The organism is Cellulomonas sp. P1_G12_2 (assembly GCF_056405535.1).
In genome coordinates, this window is the sequence record NZ_JBFUBX010000002.1 from 532679 (window position 1) to 555945 (window position 23267).

Annotated in this window: 26 protein-coding genes; 21 read left to right on the forward strand and 5 right to left on the reverse strand. The window is 74.1% G+C overall.

Annotated elements, in window-relative coordinates:
* From AC1DXT_RS10475 to ccsB, 4 genes are read left to right on the forward strand one after another with little or no spacing between them, the layout of a single operon-like run.
* Positions 1-588 carry a TlpA family protein disulfide reductase gene (locus tag AC1DXT_RS10475; protein WP_421743474.1) on the forward strand — a complete coding sequence of 196 codons (588 nt, stop codon included), beginning with the start codon at positions 1-3 and terminating at the stop codon, positions 586-588.
* Complete coding sequence (locus AC1DXT_RS10480) at positions 588-1391, forward strand: cytochrome c biogenesis CcdA family protein (RefSeq protein ID WP_477061294.1); 804 nt, start codon at positions 588-590, stop codon at positions 1389-1391. The genes AC1DXT_RS10475 and AC1DXT_RS10480 overlap by 1 nt, the downstream gene beginning before the upstream one ends.
* Positions 1392-1431: 40 nt before the next feature.
* On the forward strand, positions 1432-3084 hold the full coding sequence (resB, locus tag AC1DXT_RS10485; protein WP_477061631.1) for a cytochrome c biogenesis protein ResB: 1653 nt from the start codon (positions 1432-1434) through the stop codon (positions 3082-3084).
* On the forward strand, positions 3081-4130 hold the full coding sequence (ccsB, locus tag AC1DXT_RS10490; RefSeq protein ID WP_477061295.1) for a c-type cytochrome biogenesis protein CcsB: 1050 nt from the start codon (positions 3081-3083) through the stop codon (positions 4128-4130). The genes resB and ccsB overlap by 4 nt, the downstream gene beginning before the upstream one ends.
* A gap of 18 nt (positions 4131-4148) precedes the next feature.
* Here the strand turns inward: ccsB and AC1DXT_RS10495 are convergent, their stop codons facing one another.
* The gene (locus AC1DXT_RS10495; protein WP_477061296.1) at positions 4149-4481 is read right to left on the reverse strand and encodes a PLDc N-terminal domain-containing protein; all 333 of its coding nucleotides are present in this window, start codon (positions 4479-4481) and stop codon (positions 4149-4151) included.
* Positions 4482-4543: 62 nt separating this feature from the next.
* Between AC1DXT_RS10495 and AC1DXT_RS10500 the strand changes: the two genes are divergently transcribed.
* Positions 4544-4837, forward strand: coding sequence for a DUF4229 domain-containing protein (locus tag AC1DXT_RS10500; protein ID WP_477061297.1), 294 nt, complete (start codon positions 4544-4546; stop codon positions 4835-4837).
* Here the strand turns inward: AC1DXT_RS10500 and AC1DXT_RS10505 are convergent.
* Both AC1DXT_RS10505 and menE read right to left on the reverse strand, forming a co-directional pair.
* On the reverse strand, positions 4834-5706 hold the full coding sequence (locus tag AC1DXT_RS10505) for a 1,4-dihydroxy-2-naphthoate polyprenyltransferase (protein WP_477061298.1): 873 nt from the start codon (positions 5704-5706) through the stop codon (positions 4834-4836). The two genes, AC1DXT_RS10500 and AC1DXT_RS10505, sit on opposite strands and share 4 nt — an antisense overlap.
* A complete protein-coding gene (menE, locus tag AC1DXT_RS10510; protein WP_477061299.1) occupies positions 5703-6839 on the reverse strand; it encodes an o-succinylbenzoate--CoA ligase in 1137 nt (378 codons plus the stop codon). Before menE ends, AC1DXT_RS10505 begins: the two co-directional genes overlap by 4 nt.
* A gap of 93 nt (positions 6840-6932) precedes the next feature.
* Between menE and AC1DXT_RS10515 the strand changes: the two genes are divergently transcribed.
* The 3 genes from AC1DXT_RS10515 (at position 6933) to AC1DXT_RS10525 (ending at position 9451) form a co-directional block, all read left to right on the forward strand.
* Positions 6933-8027 carry a DUF3048 domain-containing protein gene (locus AC1DXT_RS10515; protein WP_477061300.1) on the forward strand — a complete coding sequence of 365 codons (1095 nt, stop codon included), beginning with the start codon at positions 6933-6935 and terminating at the stop codon, positions 8025-8027.
* A gap of 62 nt (positions 8028-8089) precedes the next feature.
* Positions 8090-9166 (forward strand): DUF3048 domain-containing protein, encoded by a 1077-nt coding sequence (locus tag AC1DXT_RS10520; protein WP_477061301.1) that lies wholly within the window; start codon positions 8090-8092, stop codon positions 9164-9166.
* A 120-nt stretch (positions 9167-9286) separates the two neighbouring features.
* Complete coding sequence (locus AC1DXT_RS10525) at positions 9287-9451, forward strand: hypothetical protein (protein ID WP_477061302.1); 165 nt, start codon at positions 9287-9289, stop codon at positions 9449-9451.
* Here AC1DXT_RS10525 and AC1DXT_RS10530 read toward each other — a convergent pair.
* Positions 9448-10413 carry a 1,4-dihydroxy-2-naphthoyl-CoA synthase gene (locus AC1DXT_RS10530; RefSeq protein ID WP_477061632.1) on the reverse strand — a complete coding sequence of 322 codons (966 nt, stop codon included), beginning with the start codon at positions 10411-10413 and terminating at the stop codon, positions 9448-9450. The genes AC1DXT_RS10525 and AC1DXT_RS10530 overlap by 4 nt on opposite strands.
* 107 nt (positions 10414-10520) lie before the next feature.
* Here AC1DXT_RS10530 and AC1DXT_RS10535 point away from each other — a divergent pair, with 107 nt between their 5' ends.
* From AC1DXT_RS10535 to AC1DXT_RS10555, 5 genes are all read left to right on the forward strand, one after another.
* Entirely contained in the window at positions 10521-10850 is a 330-nt protein-coding gene (locus AC1DXT_RS10535) for a DMT family transporter (RefSeq protein ID WP_477061303.1), read from the forward strand.
* Entirely contained in the window at positions 10847-11419 is a 573-nt protein-coding gene (locus AC1DXT_RS10540; protein WP_477061304.1) for a TetR/AcrR family transcriptional regulator, read from the forward strand. The genes AC1DXT_RS10535 and AC1DXT_RS10540 overlap by 4 nt, the downstream gene beginning before the upstream one ends.
* A 21-nt stretch (positions 11420-11440) precedes the next feature.
* On the forward strand, positions 11441-12400 hold the full coding sequence (locus tag AC1DXT_RS10545) for an o-succinylbenzoate synthase (protein ID WP_477061305.1): 960 nt from the start codon (positions 11441-11443) through the stop codon (positions 12398-12400).
* Positions 12397-14238 carry a 2-succinyl-5-enolpyruvyl-6-hydroxy-3-cyclohexene-1-carboxylic-acid synthase gene (menD, locus tag AC1DXT_RS10550; RefSeq protein ID WP_477061306.1) on the forward strand — a complete coding sequence of 614 codons (1842 nt, stop codon included), beginning with the start codon at positions 12397-12399 and terminating at the stop codon, positions 14236-14238. The genes AC1DXT_RS10545 and menD overlap by 4 nt, the downstream gene beginning before the upstream one ends.
* Positions 14239-14335: 97 nt before the next feature.
* On the forward strand, positions 14336-16021 hold the full coding sequence (locus AC1DXT_RS10555; RefSeq protein ID WP_477061307.1) for a trypsin-like peptidase domain-containing protein: 1686 nt from the start codon (positions 14336-14338) through the stop codon (positions 16019-16021).
* Between the two features lie 80 nt (positions 16022-16101).
* Here AC1DXT_RS10555 and AC1DXT_RS10560 read toward each other — a convergent pair whose 3' ends face one another.
* Positions 16102-17454 carry an isochorismate synthase gene (locus tag AC1DXT_RS10560; RefSeq protein WP_477061308.1) on the reverse strand — a complete coding sequence of 451 codons (1353 nt, stop codon included), beginning with the start codon at positions 17452-17454 and terminating at the stop codon, positions 16102-16104.
* 72 nt (positions 17455-17526) lie between these two features.
* On the opposite strand from AC1DXT_RS10560, the gene AC1DXT_RS10565 reads away from it, so the two are divergent.
* The 8 genes from AC1DXT_RS10565 to AC1DXT_RS10600 all read left to right on the forward strand — a co-directional run bounded on the left by AC1DXT_RS10565 (position 17527) and on the right by AC1DXT_RS10600 (position 23267).
* A complete protein-coding gene (locus tag AC1DXT_RS10565; protein ID WP_477061309.1) occupies positions 17527-18246 on the forward strand; it encodes a demethylmenaquinone methyltransferase in 720 nt (239 codons plus the stop codon).
* 181 nt (positions 18247-18427) lie between these two features.
* The gene (locus AC1DXT_RS10570; RefSeq protein WP_477061310.1) at positions 18428-19018 is read left to right on the forward strand and encodes an alternate-type signal peptide domain-containing protein; all 591 of its coding nucleotides are present in this window, start codon (positions 18428-18430) and stop codon (positions 19016-19018) included.
* 36 nt (positions 19019-19054) lie between these two features.
* Positions 19055-19555 (forward strand): hypothetical protein, encoded by a 501-nt coding sequence (locus AC1DXT_RS10575; RefSeq protein ID WP_477061311.1) that lies wholly within the window; start codon positions 19055-19057, stop codon positions 19553-19555.
* Positions 19556-19614: 59 nt separating this feature from the next.
* On the forward strand, positions 19615-20115 hold the full coding sequence (locus AC1DXT_RS10580; protein WP_477061312.1) for a hypothetical protein: 501 nt from the start codon (positions 19615-19617) through the stop codon (positions 20113-20115).
* Positions 20112-20753 carry a signal peptidase I gene (locus AC1DXT_RS10585; RefSeq protein ID WP_477061313.1) on the forward strand — a complete coding sequence of 214 codons (642 nt, stop codon included), beginning with the start codon at positions 20112-20114 and terminating at the stop codon, positions 20751-20753. Before AC1DXT_RS10580 ends, AC1DXT_RS10585 begins: the two co-directional genes overlap by 4 nt.
* The gene (locus AC1DXT_RS10590; RefSeq protein WP_477061314.1) at positions 20750-21379 is read left to right on the forward strand and encodes a hypothetical protein; all 630 of its coding nucleotides are present in this window, start codon (positions 20750-20752) and stop codon (positions 21377-21379) included. The genes AC1DXT_RS10585 and AC1DXT_RS10590 overlap by 4 nt, the downstream gene beginning before the upstream one ends.
* 240 nt (positions 21380-21619) lie before the next feature.
* The gene (locus tag AC1DXT_RS10595; RefSeq protein WP_477061315.1) at positions 21620-22870 is read left to right on the forward strand and encodes a geranylgeranyl reductase family protein; all 1251 of its coding nucleotides are present in this window, start codon (positions 21620-21622) and stop codon (positions 22868-22870) included.
* Between the two features lie 34 nt (positions 22871-22904).
* Positions 22905-23267, forward strand: a complete 363-nt coding sequence (locus AC1DXT_RS10600; protein WP_477061316.1) for an NADH-quinone oxidoreductase subunit A — start codon at positions 22905-22907, stop codon at positions 23265-23267.

Genomic DNA, 23267 nt, shown 5'->3' on the forward strand with positions numbered 1-23267 from the left:
GTGCGCGGTCGCACCCTGCTGGTGGGCACCGTCGCGCTCCTCCTGCTCGCCGGCTGCACGGGGGGCGCCCAGGAGAACCCCGACGACGTCGCCGACCAGGGCTACCAGTCCGGGGACGGCAGCACGACCACGTGGGCCGAGGGCGACCGCACCGGGCCGCTCGAGCTCGCCGGCACCGACTTCGAGGGCACCGCGCAGGACGTGGCCGACTGGCGCGGCGACGTCGTCGTCCTCAACACCTGGTACGCCAACTGCCCGCCGTGCCGCGCCGAGGCCCCCGACCTCGCCGCCCTGTCCACCGACTACGCGGCCGACGGCGTGCAGGTGCTCGGCATCAACCGGACCGACGACGCCGGCACCGCGCTGGCGTTCGAGCGCCAGTTCGAGGTCCCGTACCCGAGCCTCGCGGACACCGACGGCGCCGCGATCGCGGCCCTGCAGGGCACCGTCCCGATCAACGCCGTGCCGACGACCGTGGTGCTCGACCGCTCGGGCAAGGTGGCCGGGCGGATCCTGGGCCTCGCCGACCCGTCCACGCTCCGCTCGATGATCGACGAGCTCCTCGCCGAGCCGGCGCCGACGACGTGATGCTCGCCGACGCCGGCGACGCCTTCGGCCAGACCGTCGCCTCCGGGTCGCTGCTCCTGGCCGTCCCGGTCGCGCTGATCGCCGGGCTGGTGTCGTTCGCGTCGCCGTGCGTGCTGCCGCTGGTGCCCGCCTACGTCGGGTACCTCGGGGGCATGACCGGCTCGGCCCAGAGCGCCTTCTCGGAGGGCAGCACGCTCGTCCGCACCGCCGCCCCCGCGCGCAGCCGCGTGCTGCTCGGCGTCGCCCTGTTCGTCGCCGGGTTCACCGCCGTGTTCGTCGCGCTGGCCGCGCTCGCGGGCTCGCTCGGCGGGGTGCTCGTGGAGTACCAGGACGTCATCACGCGGGTGCTCGGCGTCGTCGTCATCGTGCTCGGCCTCGGGTTCCTCGGGCTCATCCCGTTCCTGCAGAACGAGAAGCGCGTGCACCTCGCGCCGCGCGCCGGCCTCTGGGGTGCGCCGCTGCTGGGGATCACGTTCGGGCTCGGCTGGGTGCCCTGCATCGGCCCGACGCTCGCGGCGATCCTCACGCTCTCGCTCGACGGCGGCTCGGCAGGCCGCGGCGCGCTCCTGGCCGTGGCGTTCTGCGTCGGGCTCGGGCTTCCGTTCCTGCTGGTCGCCCTGTTCGTGGACCGGAGCAAGGGCGCCCTCGGGTTCCTGCGCCGGCACCGCCTGGCGATCATGCGCTTCGGCGGCGCGATGCTCGTGATCCTGGGCCTCGCGCTGGTCACCGGCGTGTGGGGCACCTGGGCGTCCTGGCTGCAGGGCGTCCTCGTCGGCGGCGACCCGTTCGTGCCGGTGGTGTGACGTGACGACGCACCGACCCGAGGGCCTGTCCGACGTCTTCATGGAGCCGACCGAGGCTCCCACGTCCGCCCCGCCGACCCTTCCGACGCTCGGGCTCGTCGGCTGGCTGCGCTGGGCGTGGCGCCAGCTCACGAGCATGCGCGTCGCGCTCCTGCTGCTCATGCTCCTGGCGGTCGCGGCCGTGCCCGGCACCGTGTGGCCGCAGCGCGCGCAGGACACCGCCAAGGTCGCGACGTACATCTCCGACCACCCGACCACCGGCCCCTGGCTCGACCGGCTCGGGTTCTTCGACGTGTACTCGTCGGTCTGGTTCTCCGCGATCTACCTCCTGCTGTTCGTCTCGCTCGTCGGCTGCATCCTGCCGCGCACCAGGGTGCACCTCGCGGGCGTGCGCGGCCGGCCGCCCCGAGCGCCCCGGCGTTTCACTCGGTTCCCCTCGCAGGGTTCGGGGGCGCTCGACGTCCCCCCGTCGCGGGCCGCCGAGCACTCGGCCACCGTGCTGCGCTCCGGCTGGCGCTGGTTGCCGTTCGTCCCGACCTACCGCGTCGACACCCGCGACGAGGGCGGCGGCACCTGGTCCGTCTCGGCGGAGCGCGGCTACCTGCGCGAGACCGGCAACCTCGTCTTCCACCTCGCGCTGGTCGGGCTGCTCATCTCGGTGGCCACCGGGCAGGTGCTGCACTACCGCGGGCAGGCGATCGTCGTGCAGGGCCGCGGGTTCGCGAACGCCCAGGTGGACTACGACACGTTCGAGCAGGGCACCGCCTTCTCGCCGTCGAACCTCGTCCCGTTCACGCTGCGGCTCGACGAGTTCGAGTCCCGCTTCGACCCCGACACGCTCCAGTCGCGCGACTTCACCGCGCACGTCACGCTCACCAACCCCGGCGAGGAGCCGGTGGCGGAGACCATCAAGGTCAACCACCCCCTCGACGCGGGCGGCGCGAAGGTCTACCTGCAGGGCAACGGGTACGCACCCGACATCACCGTCCACGACGCCGCCGGCGAGGTGGCCTTCTCCGGCCCCACCCCGTTCCTGCCGCAGGACGAGGTCTACACGTCCCGTGGCGTGCTCAAGGTGCCGGACGTCTCGGGCGACCAGGAGCAGATCGGCATCGTCGGCTACCTGCTCCCCACCGCGCAGGAGGTGGGCGAGGACCTCTACCGGTCGATCGACCCGCAACCGACCGACCCGTTGCTCGTGCTCTCGGTCTGGTCCGGGAACCTCGGGCTCGACACCGGCGTGCCGCAGAACGTCTACCAGCTGGACGAGGCGCGGATGACCCAGGCTGTCGACGACGACGGCACCACGGTCACGCTCTACGTGCGCCCGGGGGAGACGGTCGACCTGCCCGACGGGCTCGGCACCCTCACGTTCAACGGCCTGCCCCGGTACGTGGCGCTCGACCTGCGGCACGACCCCGCACTGCCGTTCGTGCTCGTCTTCGCCCTGCTCGCCTTCGCGGGGCTCGCGACCTCGCTCTTCGCCCCGCGGCGACGCCTCTGGCTCCGGTTCGCACCAGGCGGCGGCGAGGACACCGGTCGTACAGTGGTGACCGCGGCCGGGCTGGCGCGCGGCGACGACGTGGGCCTCCAGCCCGAGCTCGACAGGGTGCTCGCGCAGACCCTCGCCCAGACCGACGACGGATCCCCGGTCGCCCCCCGCGGCCCGACCTCTGGAGAGAGCACGCCATGACCACCGGTGACCTGAGCACCCTGCTCGTGTGGGGTGCCGCCACGGCGTTCACCATCGCGCTCATCGCGTTCAGCGCCGACCTCGCGCGGATCGCCGAGCGTTCCCAGCGACGCGTCCCCGAGCTCGCCACCGCGGGCGCCGTGCGCGATTCCCGGCCTGCGACCGCCATCAGCGGCTCCGAGGAGCAGAGCGCGCCCGGCCGGTCGGTGCGAGCCGAGGGCATCGCCCGGTCCACGACGGTGCTCGGCCTGGTCATGCTCTTCGCCGGCATCGTGCTGCGCGGGATCGCCGCCGGTCGCTGGCCGACCGCCAACATGTACGAGTTCACGATCGTCGGCGTCTTCGTGGCGGTCCTCGTGCTCACCCTCGTGCAGCGCCGCCGGATCATCGCGTTCGTCGGCGTGCTCGTCACGGGCATGGCGGTGCTCGCGCTCGTGCTCGCGCTGAACGCCTTCTTCATCCAGGCCGACCAGGTGCAGCCCGCCCTGCAGAGCTACTGGCTGATCATCCACGTCGGCGTCGCGATCACCGCGACCGGCATCTTCACGGTCGCGTTCGCGGCGTCGGTGCTCCAGGTGCTGAAGAGCTACCGCGAAGAGGCCGCCGCCGACGCTCCCGCGGTGGCCGTGGGTGCGTCCGGCCAGCCGGTCGCAGCCTCCTCTGGCGCCGCGCGCGCCGACCGGGTCCGCCGGGTCGTCGGCGGGCGCCGGTTCGGGTGGCTCGAGCAGGTGCCCGGCTCGCGTGAGCTCGAGGCCATGTCGTTCCGGCTCAACGCGATCGCGTTCGTCCTGTGGACCCTCACGCTCATCGGCGGGGCCATCTGGGCGGAGCACGCCTGGGGTCGGTACTGGGGCTGGGACCCCAAGGAGGTCGGCACGTTCGTGGCGTGGGTCGTGTACGCGGCCTACCTGCACGCCCGGACCACCCGCGGCTGGAGCGGACGGCGGGCGGCGTACTTCGTGTTCGTCGGCTACGCGGTGGTGCTGGCCAACTTCACGGTCGTCAACCTGGTGGTCACCGGGAAGCACTCGTACTCGGGCGTCTGACCGTCGCAGTCGGACCCGTCACGGAGCCGAGGGCGGCGGCGGCGCGTCGCCCGAGGCGCCGGGGTCGGTCCGCCGGCGGTCCTCGTCGAGCCGCCACAGGAACTCGGGGTCGTCGTCGGGAGCCGTCGGCCGCCTGCTCTGTCGCGGCGTGCCCGGCTGCCCGGCGGCCGCGGTGCGTCGGGACCACCGCACGGCGAGCCACCCGAGCGCACCCAGCAGCGGCACGAAGAGGATCAGCAGGACCCAGAAGGCCGGGTGCACCCCGAGCCGCTCCTCGGCGGTGCTGCGGACGACGTCGAACACGCAGTAGACGGTCAGTCCGATGATCAGCAGGACGGCGAGGTTCCTCACCTCGTCAGACTAGACGCCGCTCGGCGGACGGGCGCCCCCGCGGAGCGTCCTACGCTGGGACCGTGCCTTTCGTCGTCTACTCGGTCCTGCGCCTCGCCCTCTTCGGTGCCTGCCTCGGTCTGCTCTGGTGGGCCGGCCTGCGGTCGTGGCTCGTGGCCGTCGTCGCCGCGTTCCTGGCGTGGGGGCTGTCGTACGTGCTGCTCAGCGGCCCGCGGGACGCCGCTGCGCGTCAGCTGGCCGAGCGTGCGGAGCGTCGGCGACAGGCCGGGGACAAGACGGTTCTCGGCAGGCGCGCGCAGGAGGACGCCGACGTCGAGGACGCGGCCGACGAGGCCACGCGGACGCAGGACTCCTAGAGTGCCAGGCCCAGCCCCAGGAGGACGCCGAACCCCAGCTCCAGCATCCCGGTCCCGGCGAGCACGGGGACCAGCGCGCGGCCGCGGGCGCCGAGCAGCACGGTGACCGCGAGGACGACCGCCGGCGCCAGCAGGAGCAGGACGAGGAGCGTCCACGGCGACGCGAACGCGCACACGATCCCGCCGAGCAGGACGGGCAGGATCACCAGCCCGGCGTAGGCGCGTCGGGCCAGGCGGTCACCGAGCCGCACGGCGAGGGTGCGCTTGCCGACGAGGGCGTCGGTGGGGATGTCGCGCAGGTTGTTGGCCATGAGGAGGGCGCACGCGAGCATGCCGACGGACACCGCACCGACCCAGGCGGGCCACGAGAGCTCGTCGGCCTGCGTGTACGTGGTGCCGAGCACCGCGACGAGGCCGAAGAAGGTGAACACGCCGACCTCGCCGAGCCCGAGGTAGCCGTAGGGGTTCTTGCCGCCGGTGTACCCCCAGGCCGCCGCGATCGCGATCACCCCGACGCCGAGCAGCCACCAGTAGCCGCTCACGTACACCAGCGCGAGCCCGAAGAGGCCGGCGACGCCGAACGCCGCGAACGCCGCGGCCTTGACGGTGCCCGGGCTGGCGGTGCCGGACGCGGTGAGCCGCAGCGGGCCTACGCGGTCGACGTCGGTGCCGCGGATGCCGTCGGAGTAGTCGTTGGCGTAGTTCACGCCCACCTGCAGCGCGAGCGCCACACCGAGCGCCAGCGCGCCACTGCCGAGGTCGGCCTCGCCGAGCTGGGCCGCCGCACCGGTGCCGACGAGCACGGGGGCCGCGGCGGCCGGGAGCGTCCGCGGTCGTGCACCCTGCACCCAGTCGCTGGCTGTCGTCACGGGGAGGTCCTCTCGAGGTGGCGGGCGGCGAGCAGCGTGGCGGCCCGACGGTCGATCTTGCCCGGCCCGCGCAGCGGGAGCGAGTCCGCGAGCACGAGGTGCCGCGGCGCGTGGGCGGCACCGAGCCTGTCGGTGACGGCGGCGCGGGCGTCGGCGAGCGAGGGCGGGGCGACGTCGGGCCGCGGGACGACGACGGCGACGACCAGCTGACCCCACTCGCTGTCCGGGATCCCGACGACGCACACCTCGCCGACGCCGGGCAGGCCGGTGAGCACCGACTCCACGGGCCCGGGCGGCACCTTGACGCCCCCGGTGACCAGCACGTCGTCCGCGCGACCGAGCACGTGCAGAGTCCCCCCGGTCCACGTGCCCACGTCGGTGGTCCGCAGGTGGCGGACGCCGTCCACCTGCACGAACGCGGCCGCGTCGAGGTCCGGACGCCCGAGGTAGCCGTCCGCCAGCACGGGACCGGCCAGCAGGATCCGTCCGTCGGGGTCGAGGTGCACGGACACGCCGTCCAGCGGTCGTCCGTCGTACACGCACCCGCCGCAGGTCTCCGACATGCCGTAGGTGGTGACCACGCGGACGTGCGCGGCGGTGGCGCGGGCCAGCAGGTCCGGACTCGTCGCGGCGCCGCCGAGCAGCACGGCGTCGAACGAGGCGAGGGCGGTCGTCGCGGCGGGGTCGTCGAGCAGCCGTACCAGCTGCGTGGGCACCAGGGAGGTGTACCGCGGTCGTGTCCCGGCCATCGCGTCGGCGGCCGCCACGAAGTCGGGCGCGCGGAACGGTCCCGAGGTCATCGCCACCGGCACCGTGCCCGCCAGCACCGAGCGGACCAGCACCTGCAGCCCGGCCACGTGGTGCACGGGCAGCGCCAGCAGCCACTGCCCGGGGCCGGAGAGCCGGGCGCCGGTGGCGGCGGCCGACGCGCGCAGGGCAGATCCCGACAGCAGCACGGCGCGGGGATCGCCCGTGGAACCCGAGGTGCGCACCACCACGGCGACCGCGTCGGGGACCTCGGTGGCGTCGACCGCACCCGGCGACACGGCCGGTCCGGTGCCGGTCAGCGCGGCCTCGAGCGCAGGGAGCAGGATCTCCGGCCGCGCGGGGACGTCACGCAGGGGCCGGCTCACCCGCCCAGCGTAGGTCCGTCTGCGCGCGCCTCCGCCCGGGCGAGGCGTCGTCACGCCGTAGAGTGTCGCGCGATTCACACCCGAAGGAGCACCGTGCCGTCCGTCCTCACCGCCTCGCCCGCCCGCCGTCGGGCAGCCGTGCTCGTGGCCCTCACCGCCGGCGCCACGCTCGCGCTCGGCGCGTGCAGCGGACCGCCGAGCGACCCCACGCCGGTCGCCCCCGTGACGCAGGCTCCCGTCATCGAGCCCGCGAAGGCAGCTCCGCCCGCACCCGTCGTCCCGCCGCGCTGGCCGCTCACGGGTGTCACCGCCCCGGAGGCTTCCACGCGACCGGCGCTCGCGATCAAGGTGGAGAACTCGACGGAGGCCCGCCCGCAGACCGGTCTCGACCAGGCGGACGTCGTCTGGGAGCAGGTCGTCGAGGGTGGCATCACCCGGTTCGTCGCGGTGTACCAGTCGCAGGTGCCCGCCGAGGTGGGCCCGATCCGCTCGGTCCGGCCGATGGACCCGGCGATCGCCGCGCCGCTGCACGGCCTCATCGCCTTCTCCGGCGGTCAGCAGCCGTTCGTCCAGGCGTTGAAGAACGCGGGTCTGCAGACGATCAGCATGGACGCGGGCGCGGGCGGCTTCTACCGCAAGAAGGGCGTCGGTCCGGCGCCGCACAACGTCTACGGCACGCCCCAGACGTTCTGGGACCAGGCCGACGGCAGCCACTCCGCCGCGCCGGCCGCGCAGTTCGTCATCGCGAAGGTGCCCGAGAAGGCCACCGCGGTGGTCTCCGGAGGCCCGTCGTCGACCGTGGCCGTGCGCCTCTCCGGCTTCGCGCGGCCCACCTGGACCTGGGACGCGGGGACGGCGACGTGGCTGCGCGCGGAGGGTGCCACCCCGGCGACCGTGCGGTCCGGCGCCCGGATCGCCGCGACGAACGTCGTGACGCTCAAGGTCCGCCTCATCGACTCCGGCACCAAGGACCCCGCCGGCAACCCGGTCCCGGAGACCGTGCTCGAGGGCACGGGCGACGCGACCGTCTCGTCCGGGGGCAAGACGGTCACCGGCACGTGGACCAAGGCAGGCACGGACGCGGTCCTCACGCTCGCGACGCCCGACGGTGCCGTGATGACGCTCGCGCCCGGGACGACGTGGGTAGAGCTGGTGCCGACGACCTCGGGCGCCGTCACGATCAGTTGAGAAGACCCGGGCCGGCCGGTACGGCAGCCTGGTGCAGTGCAGGTGGACGACGGGGGAACGCGATGACGACGACGACACGACGACGGACGGGGGGCGTAGCGGCGCTGCTCGCGGCGCTGGCGCTGGCCGTCGCGGGCTGCAGCTCACCGCAGGAACCGCCGCAGGAGTCGCCGCCGCCCGTGGTGCAGGGGCCGACGATCGCGCCGGACAAGGGGCCGGCGCCGGTGCCGGTCGTCCCGCCCACCTGGCCGTTGACCGGGGTGGCGGGGGAGCCGGCTGCGCGACCGTCGCTCTCGGTGAAGATCGAGAACACCGCGGTGGCGCGCCCGCAGACCGGGCTGGAGCAGGCGGACGTCGTCTGGGAGACCATCGTCGAGTTCGACGTGTCGCGGTTCATCGCGGTGTACCACTCGCAGGTGCCGGCCGAGGTGGGCCCGATCCGCTCGGTCCGGCCGATGGACCCCGTCATCGTGGCGCCGATGCACGGGCTGCTCGCGTTCTCGGGTGGCCAGCAGGGCATCCTCGATCTCGTGGCGGCCAGCGGCGTGCAGATGATCAGCCACGACGCGGGAGCGCCCGGCATGTACCGGACCAAGGACCGTGCGGCGCCGCACAACGTGTACGGCACCCCGCAGACGTTCTGGGACCAGGCCGACGCCAACCACCAGGCGCCGCCCGGCGAGCAGTTCACGTTCGCGCGTAGCGCCGACCGCGCCGCGGCCGTCGTGAGCGGCACGCCGGCGAACACCCTGTCGTTCCGGCTCTCACCCGCGTCCAACCCGACGTGGGGCTGGGACGCGGGCAGCGGCACCTGGGCGCGGTCGGAGGGCGCGGCACCCGCGACGGCACGCAGCGGAGCGCGGCTGACCGCCGTCAACGTCGTGTCGATCACGGCCGACCACCCGAACTCCGGCTTCGGTGCGCAGGGTGGCGCCCCGGTGCCGACCTACTCGCTCGTGGGCGCCGGCGACGGCGTCGTCGCGACGGGCGGCAAGACCGTGGCCGTCCGGTGGCAGAAGGACTCGCAGGACGCACCGATGCGGCTGTTCACGGCGGACGGGAAGCCCGCGGACCTGGCGCCCGGGAACACCTGGGTCGAGCTCGTGCCGGCCGGGAGCGGGTCGCTCACCGTCGGCTGATCCGGAGAGGTTGTCCGCCCACGGGATGATCTCCGGGGGCGGGTTGGCCACCCCAGGGCGGGAGCACGACGGGCCTGCGGACCGATGCCCGAGGTCGGGTGCGCGGACGAGGCTGGACGCATGGCCAGTCTCACCCACCCGCACCCCACACCCGTCGAGCACGACGTCCGGTCGCTCGGCGCGGTCATCGTCTCGGCCGTCGTCCTCGTCGCGCTGCTCGTCGGCGCCGCGGGCGTCCTCGGCTCGATCGTCGACCTCGCCGGCTGGGCCCTGTCCAGCAGCTAGTACGCGTACGGGAAGCCCGACCAGTCGGGCTCGCGGCGCTGCAGGAACGCGTCGCGCCCCTCGACCGCCTCGTCGGTCATGTACGCCAGCCGGGTCGCCTCGCCGGCGAACACCTGCTGCCCCGCCAGGCCGTCGTCCGCCAGGTTGAACGCGAACTTCAGCATGCGGATGGCCTGCGGCGACTTGGTCGCCATGATCCGGGCGTACTCCAGCCCGGCCTCCTCGAGCTGCGCGTGGTCGACCACGTCGTTGACCGCGCCCCACGCGAGCGCCTGCTCCGCCGAGTACTCGCGGGCCAGGAAGAAGATCTCTCGGGCACGCTTCTGCCCCACCTGCCGCGCCAGCAGCGCCGACCCGTAGCCGCCGTCGAACGAGCCCACGTTGGCGTCGGTCTGCATGAACCGGGCGTGCTCGCGGCTGGCGATGCTGAGGTCGGCGACGACGTGCAGCGAGTGACCGCCCCCGGCCGCCCACCCGTTCACGAGCGCGACGACGACCTTGGGCATGGTCCGGATCAGGCGCTGGACCTCGAGGATGTGCAGGCGGCCGGCGCGTGCGGGGTCCACGTCCCGCGCGGTCTCGCCCGACGCGTACTGGTAGCCCGAGCGACCGCGGATGCGCTGGTCGCCGCCGGAGCAGAACGCCCAGACGCCGTCCTTCGGGCTCGGGCCGTTGCCGGTGAGCAGGACGGTGCCGACGTCGGAGGTCGTCCGCGCGTGGTCGAGCACCCGGTAGAGCTCGTCGACCGTGTGCGGCCGGAAGGCGTTGCGGACCTCCGGGCGGTCGAACGCGACGCGGACGACGGGCAGGTCCCGCGCGACCGCGCCGGAGGCCACCTGGTCCGCGCTCGGGCGGGCGAACCCGCGGTGGTAGGTGAGGTCGGTGAGGTCGTCGAACCCGTCGACCGTGCGCCAGCGCGTCGGGTCGAAGGTCTCGGAGACGGAGTCCGGCAGCGGAGGCAGGGTCACGGCGGCAGCCTAACCGCGCAGACGCGTTCTGGTACGCTTGTACCAGAACGTGCGCGGGACGGCGGAGGTTGCCACCCGGCGCGCACGCGGAGGTGCACACCATGGCCTGGATCGTCCTCGTCCTGTCCGGCATGCTCGAGGCCGGCTGGGCGCTCAGCCTCAAGGCGTCCGACGGCTTCACCAAGCTCGTGCCCAGCGTGATGTTCGTGGTCTTCGCGGTCCTCTCGCTCGGTGGCCTCTCCTGGGCGCTGAAGTCGCTCCCGGTGGGCGTCGCCTACGGAGTCTGGGTCGGCATCGGGGCGGCGCTCACCGCGGTGCTCGCGGTCGTCCTGTTCCACGAGACCGTCTCGGTGCTGAAGATCGTGTCGCTCGTGCTCATCGTCGCCGGCGTCGTGGGCCTCAACCTCTCCTCGGCTGGTGCGCACGCATGAGCGGGCGGGGCGTGCGGGGCAAGGGCGCGCGCCGCCGGGAGGAGCTGGCCCGCGCGGCCGCGACCCTGATGCTGCGCGAGGGGCCGGGTGCCCTCACGCACCGGCGCGTCGCGCTCGAGGCAGGGGCCTCGCTCTCGGCCACCACGTACTACTTCGCGTCGCTCGACGAGCTGGCGGCGGCGGCCGGCAGCGCGCTCGCCGACGCATGGGCCGAGCACGCCCGGGCCGTCGTCGCGCGCGCCCCGGCCGTCACCGTGCGCGACGACCCGGAGACGGCCGCCGGCGTGCTGGCCGACGCCGTGCTGCCGCCCGGGGACGACACCGAGGTGCGCAGCCACTACGAGCACCTGCTCGGCGCCGGTCGGCACCCCGCGCTCGCGGCCGCGTTCGCCGGCGGCCGCTCCGTGGTCGACGGCGTCCTCGCCGAGCTCGTCGCGCGGGTCGGGGCGCCCACGTCGGCAGCGGTGACGATCGCGCTGGTCGACGGGGCCGTCGTCACGGCGCTGACCGAGCGACGGGACGTGCGGGGGACGGCGCGCGCGATCCTGGTCGCGGCGTGGGGTCGATGACCGGCGTCGTACGCTGACGGGATGCCGAACGACCCCGCTGACCTGCACGTCTGGTCGTTGCCGCTGCGGACGCAGTTCCGCGGGCTGACCGTCCGGGACGGTGTGCTGGTGCGGGGCGCGGCGGGCTGGGGCGAGTTCAGCCCGTTCTGGGACTACGACGCCGAGGAGTCCGTTGCCTGGTGGCGCGCAGCGCGGGAGGCTGCCGACGAGGGCTGGCCGGCGCCGGTGCGCAGCCGGGTCCCGGTGAACGTGACCGTGCCCGCGGTCGACGCCGAGACGGCCCACCGGATCGTGCGCTCCTCCGGCGGGTGCCGGACCGCGAAGGTCAAGGTCGCCGAGCCGGGACAGTCGCTCGCCGACGAGGTGGCCCGGCTGGAGGCGGTCCGCGACGCACTCGGCCCCGGCGGGGCCGTCCGCGTCGACGCCAACGCGGCGTGGGACGTCGACACCGCCGTCAGCCGGCTGGCCGCCCTCGACCGCGCCGCCGGAGGCCTCGAGTACGCGGAGCAGCCGGTGCCCGGCGTCGACGACCTCGCCGCGCTGCGACGCCGCACGCACGTGCCGATCGCCGCCGACGAGTCGATCCGCCGCGCGCAGGACCCGCTCGCCGTCGCGCGGGCGCACGCGGCCGACGTCGTCGTGCTCAAGGTCCAGCCGCTCGGCGGGGTGCGTGCCTGCCTCGAGCTGGCCGAGCGCATCGGCCTGCCGGTCGTCGTCTCGTCCGCCCTCGAGTCGTCCGTGGGACTCGCCGCCGGCGTCGCGCTCGCCGCCGCGCTCCCGGACCTGCCCTACGCCTGCGGTCTGGCCACCGCGCAGCTGTTCACCTCCGACCTGGTGGACCGGCCGTTCCTGCCGGTCGACGGCATGCTCGACGTCCGCCGGACCGCGCCCGACCCGGTGCTCCTGGCCGACGCGGCGGGATCACCCGAGCTCACGGACCGCTGGCGCGCGCGCGTCGCGGCCGTCCGGGCTCGGGCATGATGGCGGGCGTGCCGACGACGACCGCCCTCGATCCCGACCCGGCGACGACGGCGGCCCGCGTGATCGTGCAGGCGCTCGCGGCCCTCGGTGTCGAGGACGTGGTGCTCGCCCCCGGGTCGCGCAGCGCACCGCTGGCCTACGCGATCGCGGACGCCGCCCGCCCGGACGGTGAGCGGCCCGCCGGAGCCCCGAGCCTGCGCCTGCACGTGCGCGTGGACGAGCGCACGGCCGCGTTCCTGGCGGTCGGGCTCGCCCGGGCGTCCGCCCACGGCGACGGCGACCAGGTGCAGGCGGCCAGGCCGGTCGCCGTGGTCACCACGTCGGGGACCGCGGTGGCCAACCTGCACCCGGCGGTGCTCGAGGCGCACCACAGCGGGCTGCCCCTCCTGCTCCTCACCGCCGACCGCCCGCACGAGCTGCGCGGCACGGGCGCCAACCAGACCACCGACCAGGTGGGCATCTTCGCCGGCGCGGTGCGCCTCGCCGTCGACGTCCCGGCCCCCGTCGGCCGCGCCGACGAGGCGCGCAGCCTGCGCCGCACGATCTCCCGCGCGGTGGCCGCCGCCACGGGCGCGCGCACCGGCGACCCGGGACCGGTGCACCTCGACCTCGCGTTCCGGGAGCCCCTGGTGCCCGGCGACAGCCCGTGGCCCGCGCCGTCGACCGCGGGTCTGACGGTGGTGCAGGCCCGGCACGTGCCGCCGAGCTCGACCACGGGAGCCGTGCCTGCGGTCGCGGACCCCACGGCCCCCGCGCGTCGCGGGGGAGTGCCGACCGTGCTCGTCGCCGGGGACGGCGCCGGGCCGACCGCGCGCCGGCTCGCGGAGGCCAACGGCTGGCCCCTGCTGGCCGAGCCGTCCTCCGGGGCGCGCGGAGGCTCCCACTCGATCGCGGCCTACCGCCTGCTGCTGGCGCACCCGCTGCTGGGCGGAGCCGTCCGCCGGGCCGTCGTGCTCGGGCGGCCCACGCTGTCGCGCCCGGTGCAGCAGCTGCTGGCCCGTGAGGACGTCGAGGTGATCGTCGTCGCCCCGCGCGGCGCCGACTGGCCCGACGCGCCGCGCAACGCCGCCGACGTGCTCCTCGAGCCGCCCGCCCGCATGCGGCAGGGGCGGATGCCCGCACCGGCCGGCTGGCTCGACTCGTGGCGCGCGGCCGACACGGCGGCGGGGTCGGCCATCGACGCGGTGCTGGACGGGCTCGATGCGGGGCGCCGGTCGCGCAGCGGCACCCGCGTGACCGGTCCGGCGCTCGCACGCGTCGTCGCGCAGGTCAGCGGGGCTGACGACGCCCTCGTCGTCGGATCGTCGAACCCCGTGCGCGACCTGGACCTCGTGGCGCGCTGGGACACGCCGCCCGTGGTCCTGGCCAACCGTGGCCTCGCGGGCATCGACGGCACGGTCTCCACCGCGGTCGGAGCGGCGCTCGGGCTGCCCACCCGCCGGGTCCGCGCACTCCTCGGCGACCTCACGTTCCTGCACGACGTCGGCGGACTGCTGCGAGGCCCGCTCGAGGCACCCGTGCACCTGCAGCTCGTGGTGGCCAACGACGACGGGGGCTCGATCTTCTCGACGCTCGAACCGGGGGAGCCCGCGCGCGCGGACGTGTTCGAGCGCGTGTTCGGCACCCCGCACGGCGCGGACCTCGCGGCGCTCTGCGCGGGCTACGGCGTCCGGCACACGCGTGTCAGCGACGTCGACGGCCTGCTCCCGGCGCTGGCGTCGCCGGGTCCGGGCCTGAGCGTGGTGGAGGTCCGGGTCGACCGCACGGGCCGCCGCGCGCTCGGCGAGCGGCTCGCGGACGAGGTCGCGCAGGCCGTCGACGCAGCCCTCGCCGGCTGAGGGTCCATGCGAAACTCGCAGCGGATTCCCAGGTTCCACGAAGGGTCCCTCCAGCGCGACCGGGTCTGATGGTCGTCGACGAAGGAGGGCACCCCCGATGACCACCACCCCGGAGAACGGCGCGGCAGACCAGACGCCCGCAGCCGACCAGCACCCCCAGGCGCAGCCGACGCAGCCGCTGCCGCCCGTGAACCCGACGCAGCCGTTGCCGGTCCACGCCACCCAGCCGCTGCCCGTGCACCCCCGCCCGGCGCACCCCACCAACCCGTTCCTCCCGCCGCACCCGGCCGCACCGGCCGACCAGCGCGCGGCGTACGAGGCGGCCCAGCGGCAGGCGGCCCAGCAGCAGGCGTCGCAGATGGACCAGTTCGAGGCCGTCCGACGCGCCCAGTGGGAGGCCGCGCAGCGCGCCGCCGCGCAGGACCCCGCCACCGCTCCGCAGGCTGCCTACCAGCCCGCGGCGGCCTACGCCGGGGGGCCGGCGCCGCAGGCTCCGGTCCCCCCGCAGCGCAAGCGCAGCCTGTGGCTCCCCGTCACGTCGGCGGCTGCCGCCGCCGCGATCGTCGCGGCGATCGCGACCGTCGGGATCACGCAGGGGCTGTCCGACGACGAGGTGGCCGGCAACCGCCCGGCCTCGCTCGCGACCATCGGGCAGTCGACCAACGACACGGTCCCCGTGGCCGGGTCGACGTCGGAGGACCCGGACTGGCAGGCGGTCGCCCAGGCGGTCCAGCAGTCGGTCGTCGCCATCCAGGTCAGCACCGGCAACGGCGGCGGCGCGGAGGGCTCGGGCGTGATCATCGACGACGCCGGCCACATCGTCACCAACAACCACGTGGTCGCCGGCGCGGACGGCGAGGTCCAGGTCACGCTGACCGACGGGCGCCTGTTCGACGCCACGATCGTCGGCACCGACGCGACCACGGACCTGGCGGTCATCAAGCTCAAGGACGCCCCGGACGACCTCAAGGCCGCGGCCCTCGGCGACTCGTCGAAGGTGGTCGTCGGCCAGCCGGTCATGGCGGTCGGCAACCCGCTCGGCCTGGCCAACACGGTCACCACGGGCATCGTCTCGGCGGTCGACCGTCCGGTCTCCACGTCCGGCGACAGCACCAGCGAGGCCACGGTCACCAACGCGATCCAGATCGACGCGGCCGTCAACCCCGGCAACTCGGGTGGTCCGCTGTTCGACGCGCAGGGCCGCGTCATCGGCATCAACTCCTCGATCGCGACGCTGTCGAGCGAGTCCGGGTCGATCGGCCTCGGCTTCGCCATCCCGGTGGACCTGGTGAAGAACATCTCCTCGCAGCTCATCGACGACGGCACGGCGGAGCACGCGTTCCTCGGCGTCTCCCTGTCCGACGGCACGGCCACCGCCGACGGCGTGACGCGTCGCGGCGCGGTCGTGGAGCAGGTCACGGACGGCTCCCCGGCGGCGAAGGCCGAGCTCCGGGCGAAGGACGCGATCGTCGCGATCGACGGTGACGCCGTCGGCGGCGCCGAGTCCCTCACCGCCTACGTGCGGGCGCTCCCGTCCGGCACCGACGTCACCCTGACGGTCGTCCGCGACGGCAAGACGATCGAGGTCGACGTGACCCTGGCGGTCCGCCCGGAGACGGCCCAGTCGGAGCCGCAGCAGCAGGCGCCGGACCAGCAGCAGGCACCGGACGAGCAGCAGGCGCCGGACGACCAGCAGGGCCAGAACGGTTTCCCCGAGGGGATGAGCCCCGACGAGCTGTGGGAGTGGTTCCAGCAGCAGCAGGAGCAGCAGGGCCAGGGCTGAGCACCGCCCCCTGATCGCCGGCGGCCGCCGGGTCGTTCGTCCCCCACGGACCCCTGGCCGCCGGCCCCCCGGCCGGGACGTCAGCTGTCGCTGGCGTCCCGGCCGAGCGCGTACCGCATGGGGACCAGCTTGGCCTCGGACTCCGCGACCTCGGCGGCGGGGTCGGACGCGGCGACGACGCCGCAGCCCGCGAACAGCCGGACACGGCGCGGGTCGGCCGGGTCGACCGCGGCCGAGCGCAGCGCGATGCCCCACTCGCCGTCGCCGTCGGCGCCGAACCAGCCGACCGGCCCGGCGTACCGGGCGCGGTCCATGCCCTCGATGCTGCGGATGAGCTCGCGGGCCGCCGCGGTCGGCGTGCCGCACACGGCGGCCGTCGGGTGCAGGGCCGCCGCGAGCGCGAGCGAGGACGGGTGCGCCGCGTCGCCGCTCGGAGCCGTGAGGACGCCGGTGACGTCCGACGCCAGGTGCAGGACGTTGGGCAGGTGCAGGACGAACGGCACGTCCGGCACGTTGGTCGACGAGCAGAACGGCTCGAGCGCGTGCGCCACCGAGGTCACCGCGTACTCGTGCTCCTCGAGGTCCTTCGAGGAGTGCGCGAGGATCGCGGCGCGGGCCATGTCCGCCGCGTCGTCCCCGGTGCGCCGGATCGTGCCGGCGAGCACGCGCGAGGTGACCAGGCCCTTCTCGGACCGGACCAGCAGCTCGGGCGTCGCGCCGATCATGCCGTCGACGCTGAACGTCCAGCAGGACGGGTACTGCACGGCCAGCCGCTCGAGGGCCCAGCGGGCGTCCACGGGGTTCTCGGTGCGCGCGTGCACGTCCCTCGCCAGCACCACCTTGTCCACCTCGCCGGCCTTGATCGCGGCGATCCCGCGGGCGACCACCTCGCGCCACCCGTCCGCGCTCACCGCGCCGTCCGAGTAGACGACCGTCCCCGGGTCGACGGGCGGGACCCGCGGCCCGACGACGTCGGCGAGCCTCGGCGCCGCACCCAGCCGGGCGCCTGTGGTGATCGAGGTGAGCCACGTGCGACCGCCGCGGCGGCCGACGATCACGCTCGGCACGACGATCACGCTTCCCGCAGGCGAGTCCTCGTCGAACGCGAAGGAGCCGAACGCCACCGGCCCGGTCCCGGGCAGCTGGACCTCGTCCCGCACGATCGCGTGCGCCAGGACGTCCTGCCAGGCGCGCTCGGCGTCGGCGAACCGGTCCGGTCCGCTGACGGGGATGCGCAGGGTCTCGCCCCACGCCACCAGTCCGTCGCCCCGGCGCACCCACGCGAGCGGCGCCTGCGACGGCAGCAGGCCGAGCAGGTCCAGGGGGTCCGTGTTCACCGCATCGGTCGTCCCGCCGAGCGCGTCCAGCGCGACCGTGCGGACCACGAGCGGGTACGGGACCGCGTCCGCGGGGGCGGAGGTCTGCGTACTCATCGGTACCAGCGTATGCCTCGGTCGCCGGTGCTCCCTGTCGAAGGGGCGCGCCGGACCTGCGACGATGGACACATGTCCCGTGCCTCCCTCGACAAGGACCCCCAGGACGTCGCCGCCATGTTCGACGCGGTGGCCCACCGCTACGACCGGACCAACGACGTCATCTCGCTCGGTCAGGACCGTGCCTGGCGCAAGGCGACCCTCAAGGCCGTCGGCGCCCAGCCCGGCGAGACCGTGCTCGACCTCGCCGCCGGCACGGGCACGTCGTCGGAGCCGATGGCCGACGCGGGCGTCCGCGTCGTCGCGTGCGACCTGTCCGTCGGCATGCTCGAGGTGGGCAAGCGCAGGCGCCCCGACCTGGCGTTCGTCGCCGGCGACGCGCTGCACCTCCCGTTCGCCGACGAGTCGTTCGACGCGGTGACCATGTCGTTCGGCCTGCGCAACGTGCAGGACGTCGAGACCGCCCTGGGTGAGCTGCTGCGGGTGACCAAGCCGGGTGGTCGACTGGTGGTCTGCGAGTTCTCCCGCCCCACCTTCACGCCGTTCCGGGTGATCTACCAGAACTACCTGATGCGGGCGCTGCCGCCCGTCGCCCGCGCGGTCTCCAAGGAGCCCGAGGCGTACGTGTACCTGGCGGAGTCCATCCGCGAGTGGCCGGACCAGAACGCCCTGGGCCTGCTCATCAAGCACTCCGGGTGGTCCCACGTGGCCTACCGGAACCTCTCCGGCGGCATCGTCGCCCTGCACCGCGGCACCCGTCCGGCCGCAGAGGGCATCGCCCGTTCGGCGTAGCCCCAGAACGGTCCGGTTCGCGCGCCTTCGTCCTCTGGCCTCCGAAGTGTTGGGGTGGTAGCCCCTGCGTGACTCTCCACCTTCGGATGATGACGGTTCTCAACCGCTCAGTTCCGCGCGCCTACTGCCGAGAGCCTCTGCGCCGGTCGTCTTCGCCGGCCACGGCTACGGGAGGACGGACATGCGCAAGACGACGAAGGGCGCCATCGCGGTTGGCGCGGGAGTGGCACTGCTGCTGGGCGGCGCGGGCACGATGGCGTACTGGACCGACTCCTCGGACCTGGACTCCAACACCACCGTCACGGCGGGCAACCTGGACCTCGCGCCCGTCGCGGCGTCCGCGGCCTGGACCTGGAAGACCGGCGGCCAGACGTTCGTGCCGGCGACCTCGCGCATCGTGCCGGGCGACACGGTCGTCTTCACGCAGCGCTACACGGTGACCGCGCAGGGCGACCGACTCAAGGCGCAGCTCATGGTCAACGGTGTGCCGACGAAGACGGCGCACACGCCGGTCAACCCCGCCAACGTGCTGGACGACAAGCTGGTCCTCACGCCGCTGGTCACCGTGGTCGGCACGCTGCCCGCCGGTGTGGTCGTGGCTGCGACCAACGACTCGCTGACGGTCACCAACCCGGGCGCCGCCGCGCTCACGTTCCAGGTGGACGTCAAGGTCGAGGTCGAGTTCCCGTTCGGAACGGCTGACGCCCAGAACGGGACCACGCAGTCGGTCGATCTCTCCAAGACGACCATCTCGCTCAACCAGACCGTCTGACGTCCGTCGTCCGGGATCTGATCAGGGGTTGATGACATGAGGCTGTCGACCCGCGCCCCCGCCGTGGCCGCCGTGGCCGTCGCACTGCTCCTCGTGGGCAGCGCGACGGCCTACGGGTCCTGGGCGCGCTCGAGGCCGCTCGACAGCAACGCGACGATCAGCTCCGGGACGATCGGCCTGACAGCGGCCTGGACCAGCCCGCTGTCCACGACACAGATGTGGCCGGGCCAGTCCCGGGTCGGGACGGTGAGGCTCACACACTCCGGCAACGGCCGCTGGAACTACGCCGTCGCGGTGGCGGCGTCGGGCGCGCTCGCACCCGACACGACGTTCGCCCTGACCACCAGCACGGGTCCCGGTGTCTGCGGGACCACCCCGATCACCCCGGGGGCGTGGTCCACCACGACGTACGCCACCGGCACGTCGGTCGACGTGTGCGTGACCGTGACCCTGTCGCCGACCGCGCCGAGCGCGAGCCAGGGGCGCCCGCTCTCGATCCAGGTGACCGGGTCCGCGCGAAACCAGCCCACGTACTGAGCGGCTGGCCGGAGAACCGCACCCCGACTCGACCACGAGACACGAAGGAGGACCGCCGGATGGACTCCCCTCTGCGCCGACGTGGCCTCTCCGTGCTCGTCGTCGTCCTCGCTCTCGTGCTCGTGCCGGTCGGTGCCGCGTGGGCCTTCTGGGTCGTGAGTGCTACCGCGCTGTCGTCCACGGGCGGGGCTGCCACGGTGCCCCCGGCGACCGGCTTCGTCTGCACGGAGAACGGGGACACCGGTGTCACGGTGACCTGGGGCGCCGCAAGCCCCGCCGCACCCACCGCGTACGGCTACACGGTGAGCTTCACCCAGGCGGGACCGGTGTGGAACGGGTCGATCGACGCCGGGGCCGCACTGACCACCAACCTGACCCCGACCTCGCTTCCCGGCTCCCACAACGGGGCGGTCGTCGCGAACGTCACCACCCGCTACACACCGACCGCGCCCGGTGCGGCGACGTGGACGTCCGTGCCCTCGAACAGCGACTCGGTCTACGTGAAGACGAAGGTCTTCTTCTTCTTCTTCCAGTACCAGGCTCTGGACTGCACCCCATGAGCGACACCGTGACCCGGATCGAGACCGAACCCACCCCTGGGCCCGCCACGACGCGACGCGGTCCGTGGTCGCGGGTGGGCACGGTCCTCAGCTCGGTGGCCCTCGGCGCGGTCGTCGTCGTCGCCCTCGCGATGATCGTGGTGCCGGCTCTGCTGCGCGCCACGCCCTACACGGTGCTCACCGGCAGCATGGCGCCTGCGATCCCGCCGGGTTCCCTCGTCGTGGTGCGTCCCGTGCCCTTCGAGGGCATCGCGATGGGTGACGTCGTGACGTACCAGCTCCGGTCGGGCGAGCCGACGGTCGTCACGCACCGGGTGGTGGGTGTCGGTACCCGCGGCGACGGTGAGACCGTCCTCACGCTGCGGGGCGACGCGAACCCGGCTCCCGACACCGAACCCGTCACGGACGTCCAGGTGCGCGGCGTCGTGGCCTACGACCTGCCGTACCTCGGCTACGTGAACCTGTGGGTCGGTGTGAACCGGCCCGGTTGGCTGCTCAGGACCGCGGCCGGCCTGCTCATCGGCTACGGCGTCGTGCTCCTGCTGGGCGGGCTGCGGGACAAGCTCCGCGCACGGCCGGACGACCCGGCGCGCGCCGACGAGGGCGACGCTGCACGGATCGAGCGCGGCACCTCGTGACCGGGCGCGTCGGTCGCAGCCTGACCGTGATCGGCGCGGTGCTCGTCACCGTCGGCGCGATGGCGATGCCGGCCCAGGCGGCGGAGCAGCTGGAGCTCTCCTCCGACGGCACGCACTGGTCGGGGTCCCTGCCCGACGAGGTGTTCGACGTCCCGCAGTTCGCGGTGCCCGGCGACGTGATCACGTCGGAGCTCTGGGTGCGCAACAGCTCCGAGCTCCCGACCCGGGTCCAGCTCACCGTCGCGGACGACCTCGGCTCGGCACCGGGCCGCCTCGCAGGGGAGCTCAGCCTCGCGATCGACGGCACCCCCGCGGTGGGCGGGGAGCTGTGGGTAGGTCCTGCGCTGCCGGCGGGCGCCGCGGTGCGCATCTCGCTCGTCGTGACCGTCAGCACGTCGGCGCGGGGCGCCGTCCGGCTCGACACGACCTCGGTGCTCTCGACCGTGTCCTTGGTGCAGACCGGGCCCGGGACCGTGGCGGCTCCCGGGGGCGCGCGACCCCCGAGCGGGAACCTGGCGCGGACGGGCCTCGACGCAGCGCGTGCACTCGCCGCGGCCACGGGCGCGGTCGGGCTCGGTGTCCTGCTGACCGCCGCCGGTCGTCGTCGGCACCCCACGCACGACTGACGCCTCGGGACCCGCGCGCGCCGGCCTCTGTCCGGCTGGGCGGCGCGGGTGAACAATGGTCGTCGCCTGCCCTCTTCGGCGGATTCTTCATGGGGTCGACCAGCAGTTCACAGCGAGTTCGACACCCTCGTCCGCGAGGTTAGGAAAGCCTTCGCAGACAGCCCTTGGGGCGCTGGTTACACTCGCCGGAGCAGTGCGTGAACAACGTCACAAGTGGGGTCCCCAGTGGTTGATGCAGCGATGGATGACGCGGACGTCATCGTCGTCGGCGCGGGCCCAGCGGGGTCAGCCGCCGCGTTCCACTGCGCCTCCGCGGGCCTGGACGTGCTGCTCCTGGAGAAGTCGGAGTTCCCCCGGGACAAGGTGTGCGGGGACGGCCTGACGCCCCGCGCGGTCGCCGAGCTGGTGCGGATGGGGCTGCCCATCCGCGAGCAGGACGGCTGGATCCGCAACGTGGGGCTGCGCGTGATCGGCGGCGGCCACCGCCTCGAGCTGGCGTGGCCCGAGCTGTCCAGCTACCCCTCGTACGGGCTCGCCAAGTCCCGGATGTCCCTGGACCACACGCTGGCCGACCACGCGCGGTCCGCGGGCGCCAAGCTGCAGGAGCGCACCAACGTCACCGGACCGGTGCGCGACGAGCGCTCGGGACGGGTCGTCGGGGTGCACGCCAAGGTCGACGGCGAGACGGTCACGTACCGCGCGCCGGTCGTCATCGCCGCCGACGGGGTCTCCGCCCGGCTGGCGACCGGGATGGGCCTGGAGAAGCGCATGAACCGCCCCATGGGCGTCGCGGTCCGCACCTACTTCCAGACACCGCGGCACGACGACCCGTGGATGGAGAGCCACCTCGAGCTCCGCGACGACGACGGCAACCTGATGCCCGGGTACGGCTGGATCTTCTCGCTCGGCGACGGCACCGCGAACGTCGGGCTCGGCTCGGTGGCCTCCACGGCGGCGCCGACGAAGGTCGACTACAAGAAGCTGTTCGCCACCTGGATGCGGCACGTGCCCGCCGAGTGGGAGTTCACCCCGGACAACCAGGTGGGGCCGGTCAAGGGTGCGGCCCTGCCCATGGGGTTCAACCGGGGACCGCTCTACGGCAACGGCCTCCTGCTCGCGGGCGACTCCGCGGGGATGATCAGCCCGTTCAACGGCGAGGGCATCGCGTACGGCCTGCAGGCCGGCCGGGTCGCGGCCGACGCCATCTCCCAGGGCCTCGCCCGCGGCACCGCCGCCGGTCGGGAGCGCGCGTTCGCCACGTACCAGGGCAGGATGAAGGACGACCTCGGTGGCTACTACACGCTCGGCCGGGTGTTCGTCCGGCTGATCGAGCACCCCGAGGTGATGCGGGTGTGCACGCGGTACGGTCTGCCGCGGCCGCTCGTCATGAAGTTCGTGCTCAAGCTCCTCTCCGACTGCTACGAGCCCAAGGGCGGTGACCTGGTGGACCGGGTGATCGCCGGCCTGGCGCGGATCGCCCCGGCCGCATGAGGCCGCCGACCACAAAGAAGTGGAGTGACGCACGATGAACAACCCGTACGTCCCGCTGCTCTTCCTCATGGGCATCGCCGCCGTGCTCGCCCTCGGTGGCGTGGGCGCGAGCGTGATCCTGGGACCCAAGCGGTACAACCGCGCCAAGCTCGAGGCGTACGAGTGCGGCATCGAGCCCACCCCGCACGCCATCGGCGGCGGCCGCTTCCCGATCAAGTACTACCTGGTCGCGATGACGTTCATCGTCTTCGACATCGAGGTGGTCTTCCTCTACCCGTGGGCCGTGAGCTTCGCGGACCTGGCCCTGTTCGGGCTGGTCGCGATGATCGGCTTCCTCGTGCTCATCACGGTCCCGTTCGTCTACGAGTGGAAGCGCGGCGGGTTCGAGTGGGACTGA

Excerpts from the sequence above, each read along its gene's own strand:
- AC1DXT_RS10565 (WP_477061309.1), top strand. The coding sequence starts at position 17,527 with ATGTCCCGTGCCTCCCTCGACAAGGACCCCCAGGACGTCGCCGCCATG.
- menD (WP_477061306.1), top strand. The coding sequence starts at position 12,397 with ATGATGGCGGGCGTGCCGACGACGACCGCCCTCGATCCCGACCCGGCG.
- AC1DXT_RS10480 (WP_477061294.1), top strand. The coding sequence starts at position 588 with ATGCTCGCCGACGCCGGCGACGCCTTCGGCCAGACCGTCGCCTCCGGG.
- ccsB (WP_477061295.1), top strand. The coding sequence starts at position 3,081 with ATGACCACCGGTGACCTGAGCACCCTGCTCGTGTGGGGTGCCGCCACG.
- AC1DXT_RS10545 (WP_477061305.1), top strand. The coding sequence starts at position 11,441 with ATGCCGAACGACCCCGCTGACCTGCACGTCTGGTCGTTGCCGCTGCGG.
- AC1DXT_RS10560 (WP_477061308.1), bottom strand. The coding sequence starts at position 17,454 with ATGAGTACGCAGACCTCCGCCCCCGCGGACGCGGTCCCGTACCCGCTC.
- AC1DXT_RS10600 (WP_477061316.1), top strand. The coding sequence starts at position 22,905 with ATGAACAACCCGTACGTCCCGCTGCTCTTCCTCATGGGCATCGCCGCC.
- AC1DXT_RS10595 (WP_477061315.1), top strand. The coding sequence starts at position 21,620 with ATGGATGACGCGGACGTCATCGTCGTCGGCGCGGGCCCAGCGGGGTCA.
- AC1DXT_RS10525 (WP_477061302.1), top strand. The coding sequence starts at position 9,287 with ATGGCCAGTCTCACCCACCCGCACCCCACACCCGTCGAGCACGACGTC.
- AC1DXT_RS10520 (WP_477061301.1), top strand. The coding sequence starts at position 8,090 with ATGACGACGACGACACGACGACGGACGGGGGGCGTAGCGGCGCTGCTC.
- AC1DXT_RS10575 (WP_477061311.1), top strand. The coding sequence starts at position 19,055 with ATGAGGCTGTCGACCCGCGCCCCCGCCGTGGCCGCCGTGGCCGTCGCA.
- resB (WP_477061631.1), top strand. The coding sequence starts at position 1,432 with ATGGAGCCGACCGAGGCTCCCACGTCCGCCCCGCCGACCCTTCCGACG.
- AC1DXT_RS10570 (WP_477061310.1), top strand. The coding sequence starts at position 18,428 with ATGCGCAAGACGACGAAGGGCGCCATCGCGGTTGGCGCGGGAGTGGCA.
- AC1DXT_RS10535 (WP_477061303.1), top strand. The coding sequence starts at position 10,521 with ATGGCCTGGATCGTCCTCGTCCTGTCCGGCATGCTCGAGGCCGGCTGG.
- AC1DXT_RS10540 (WP_477061304.1), top strand. The coding sequence starts at position 10,847 with ATGAGCGGGCGGGGCGTGCGGGGCAAGGGCGCGCGCCGCCGGGAGGAG.
- AC1DXT_RS10585 (WP_477061313.1), top strand. The coding sequence starts at position 20,112 with ATGAGCGACACCGTGACCCGGATCGAGACCGAACCCACCCCTGGGCCC.
- AC1DXT_RS10580 (WP_477061312.1), top strand. The coding sequence starts at position 19,615 with ATGGACTCCCCTCTGCGCCGACGTGGCCTCTCCGTGCTCGTCGTCGTC.
- AC1DXT_RS10555 (WP_477061307.1), top strand. The coding sequence starts at position 14,336 with ATGACCACCACCCCGGAGAACGGCGCGGCAGACCAGACGCCCGCAGCC.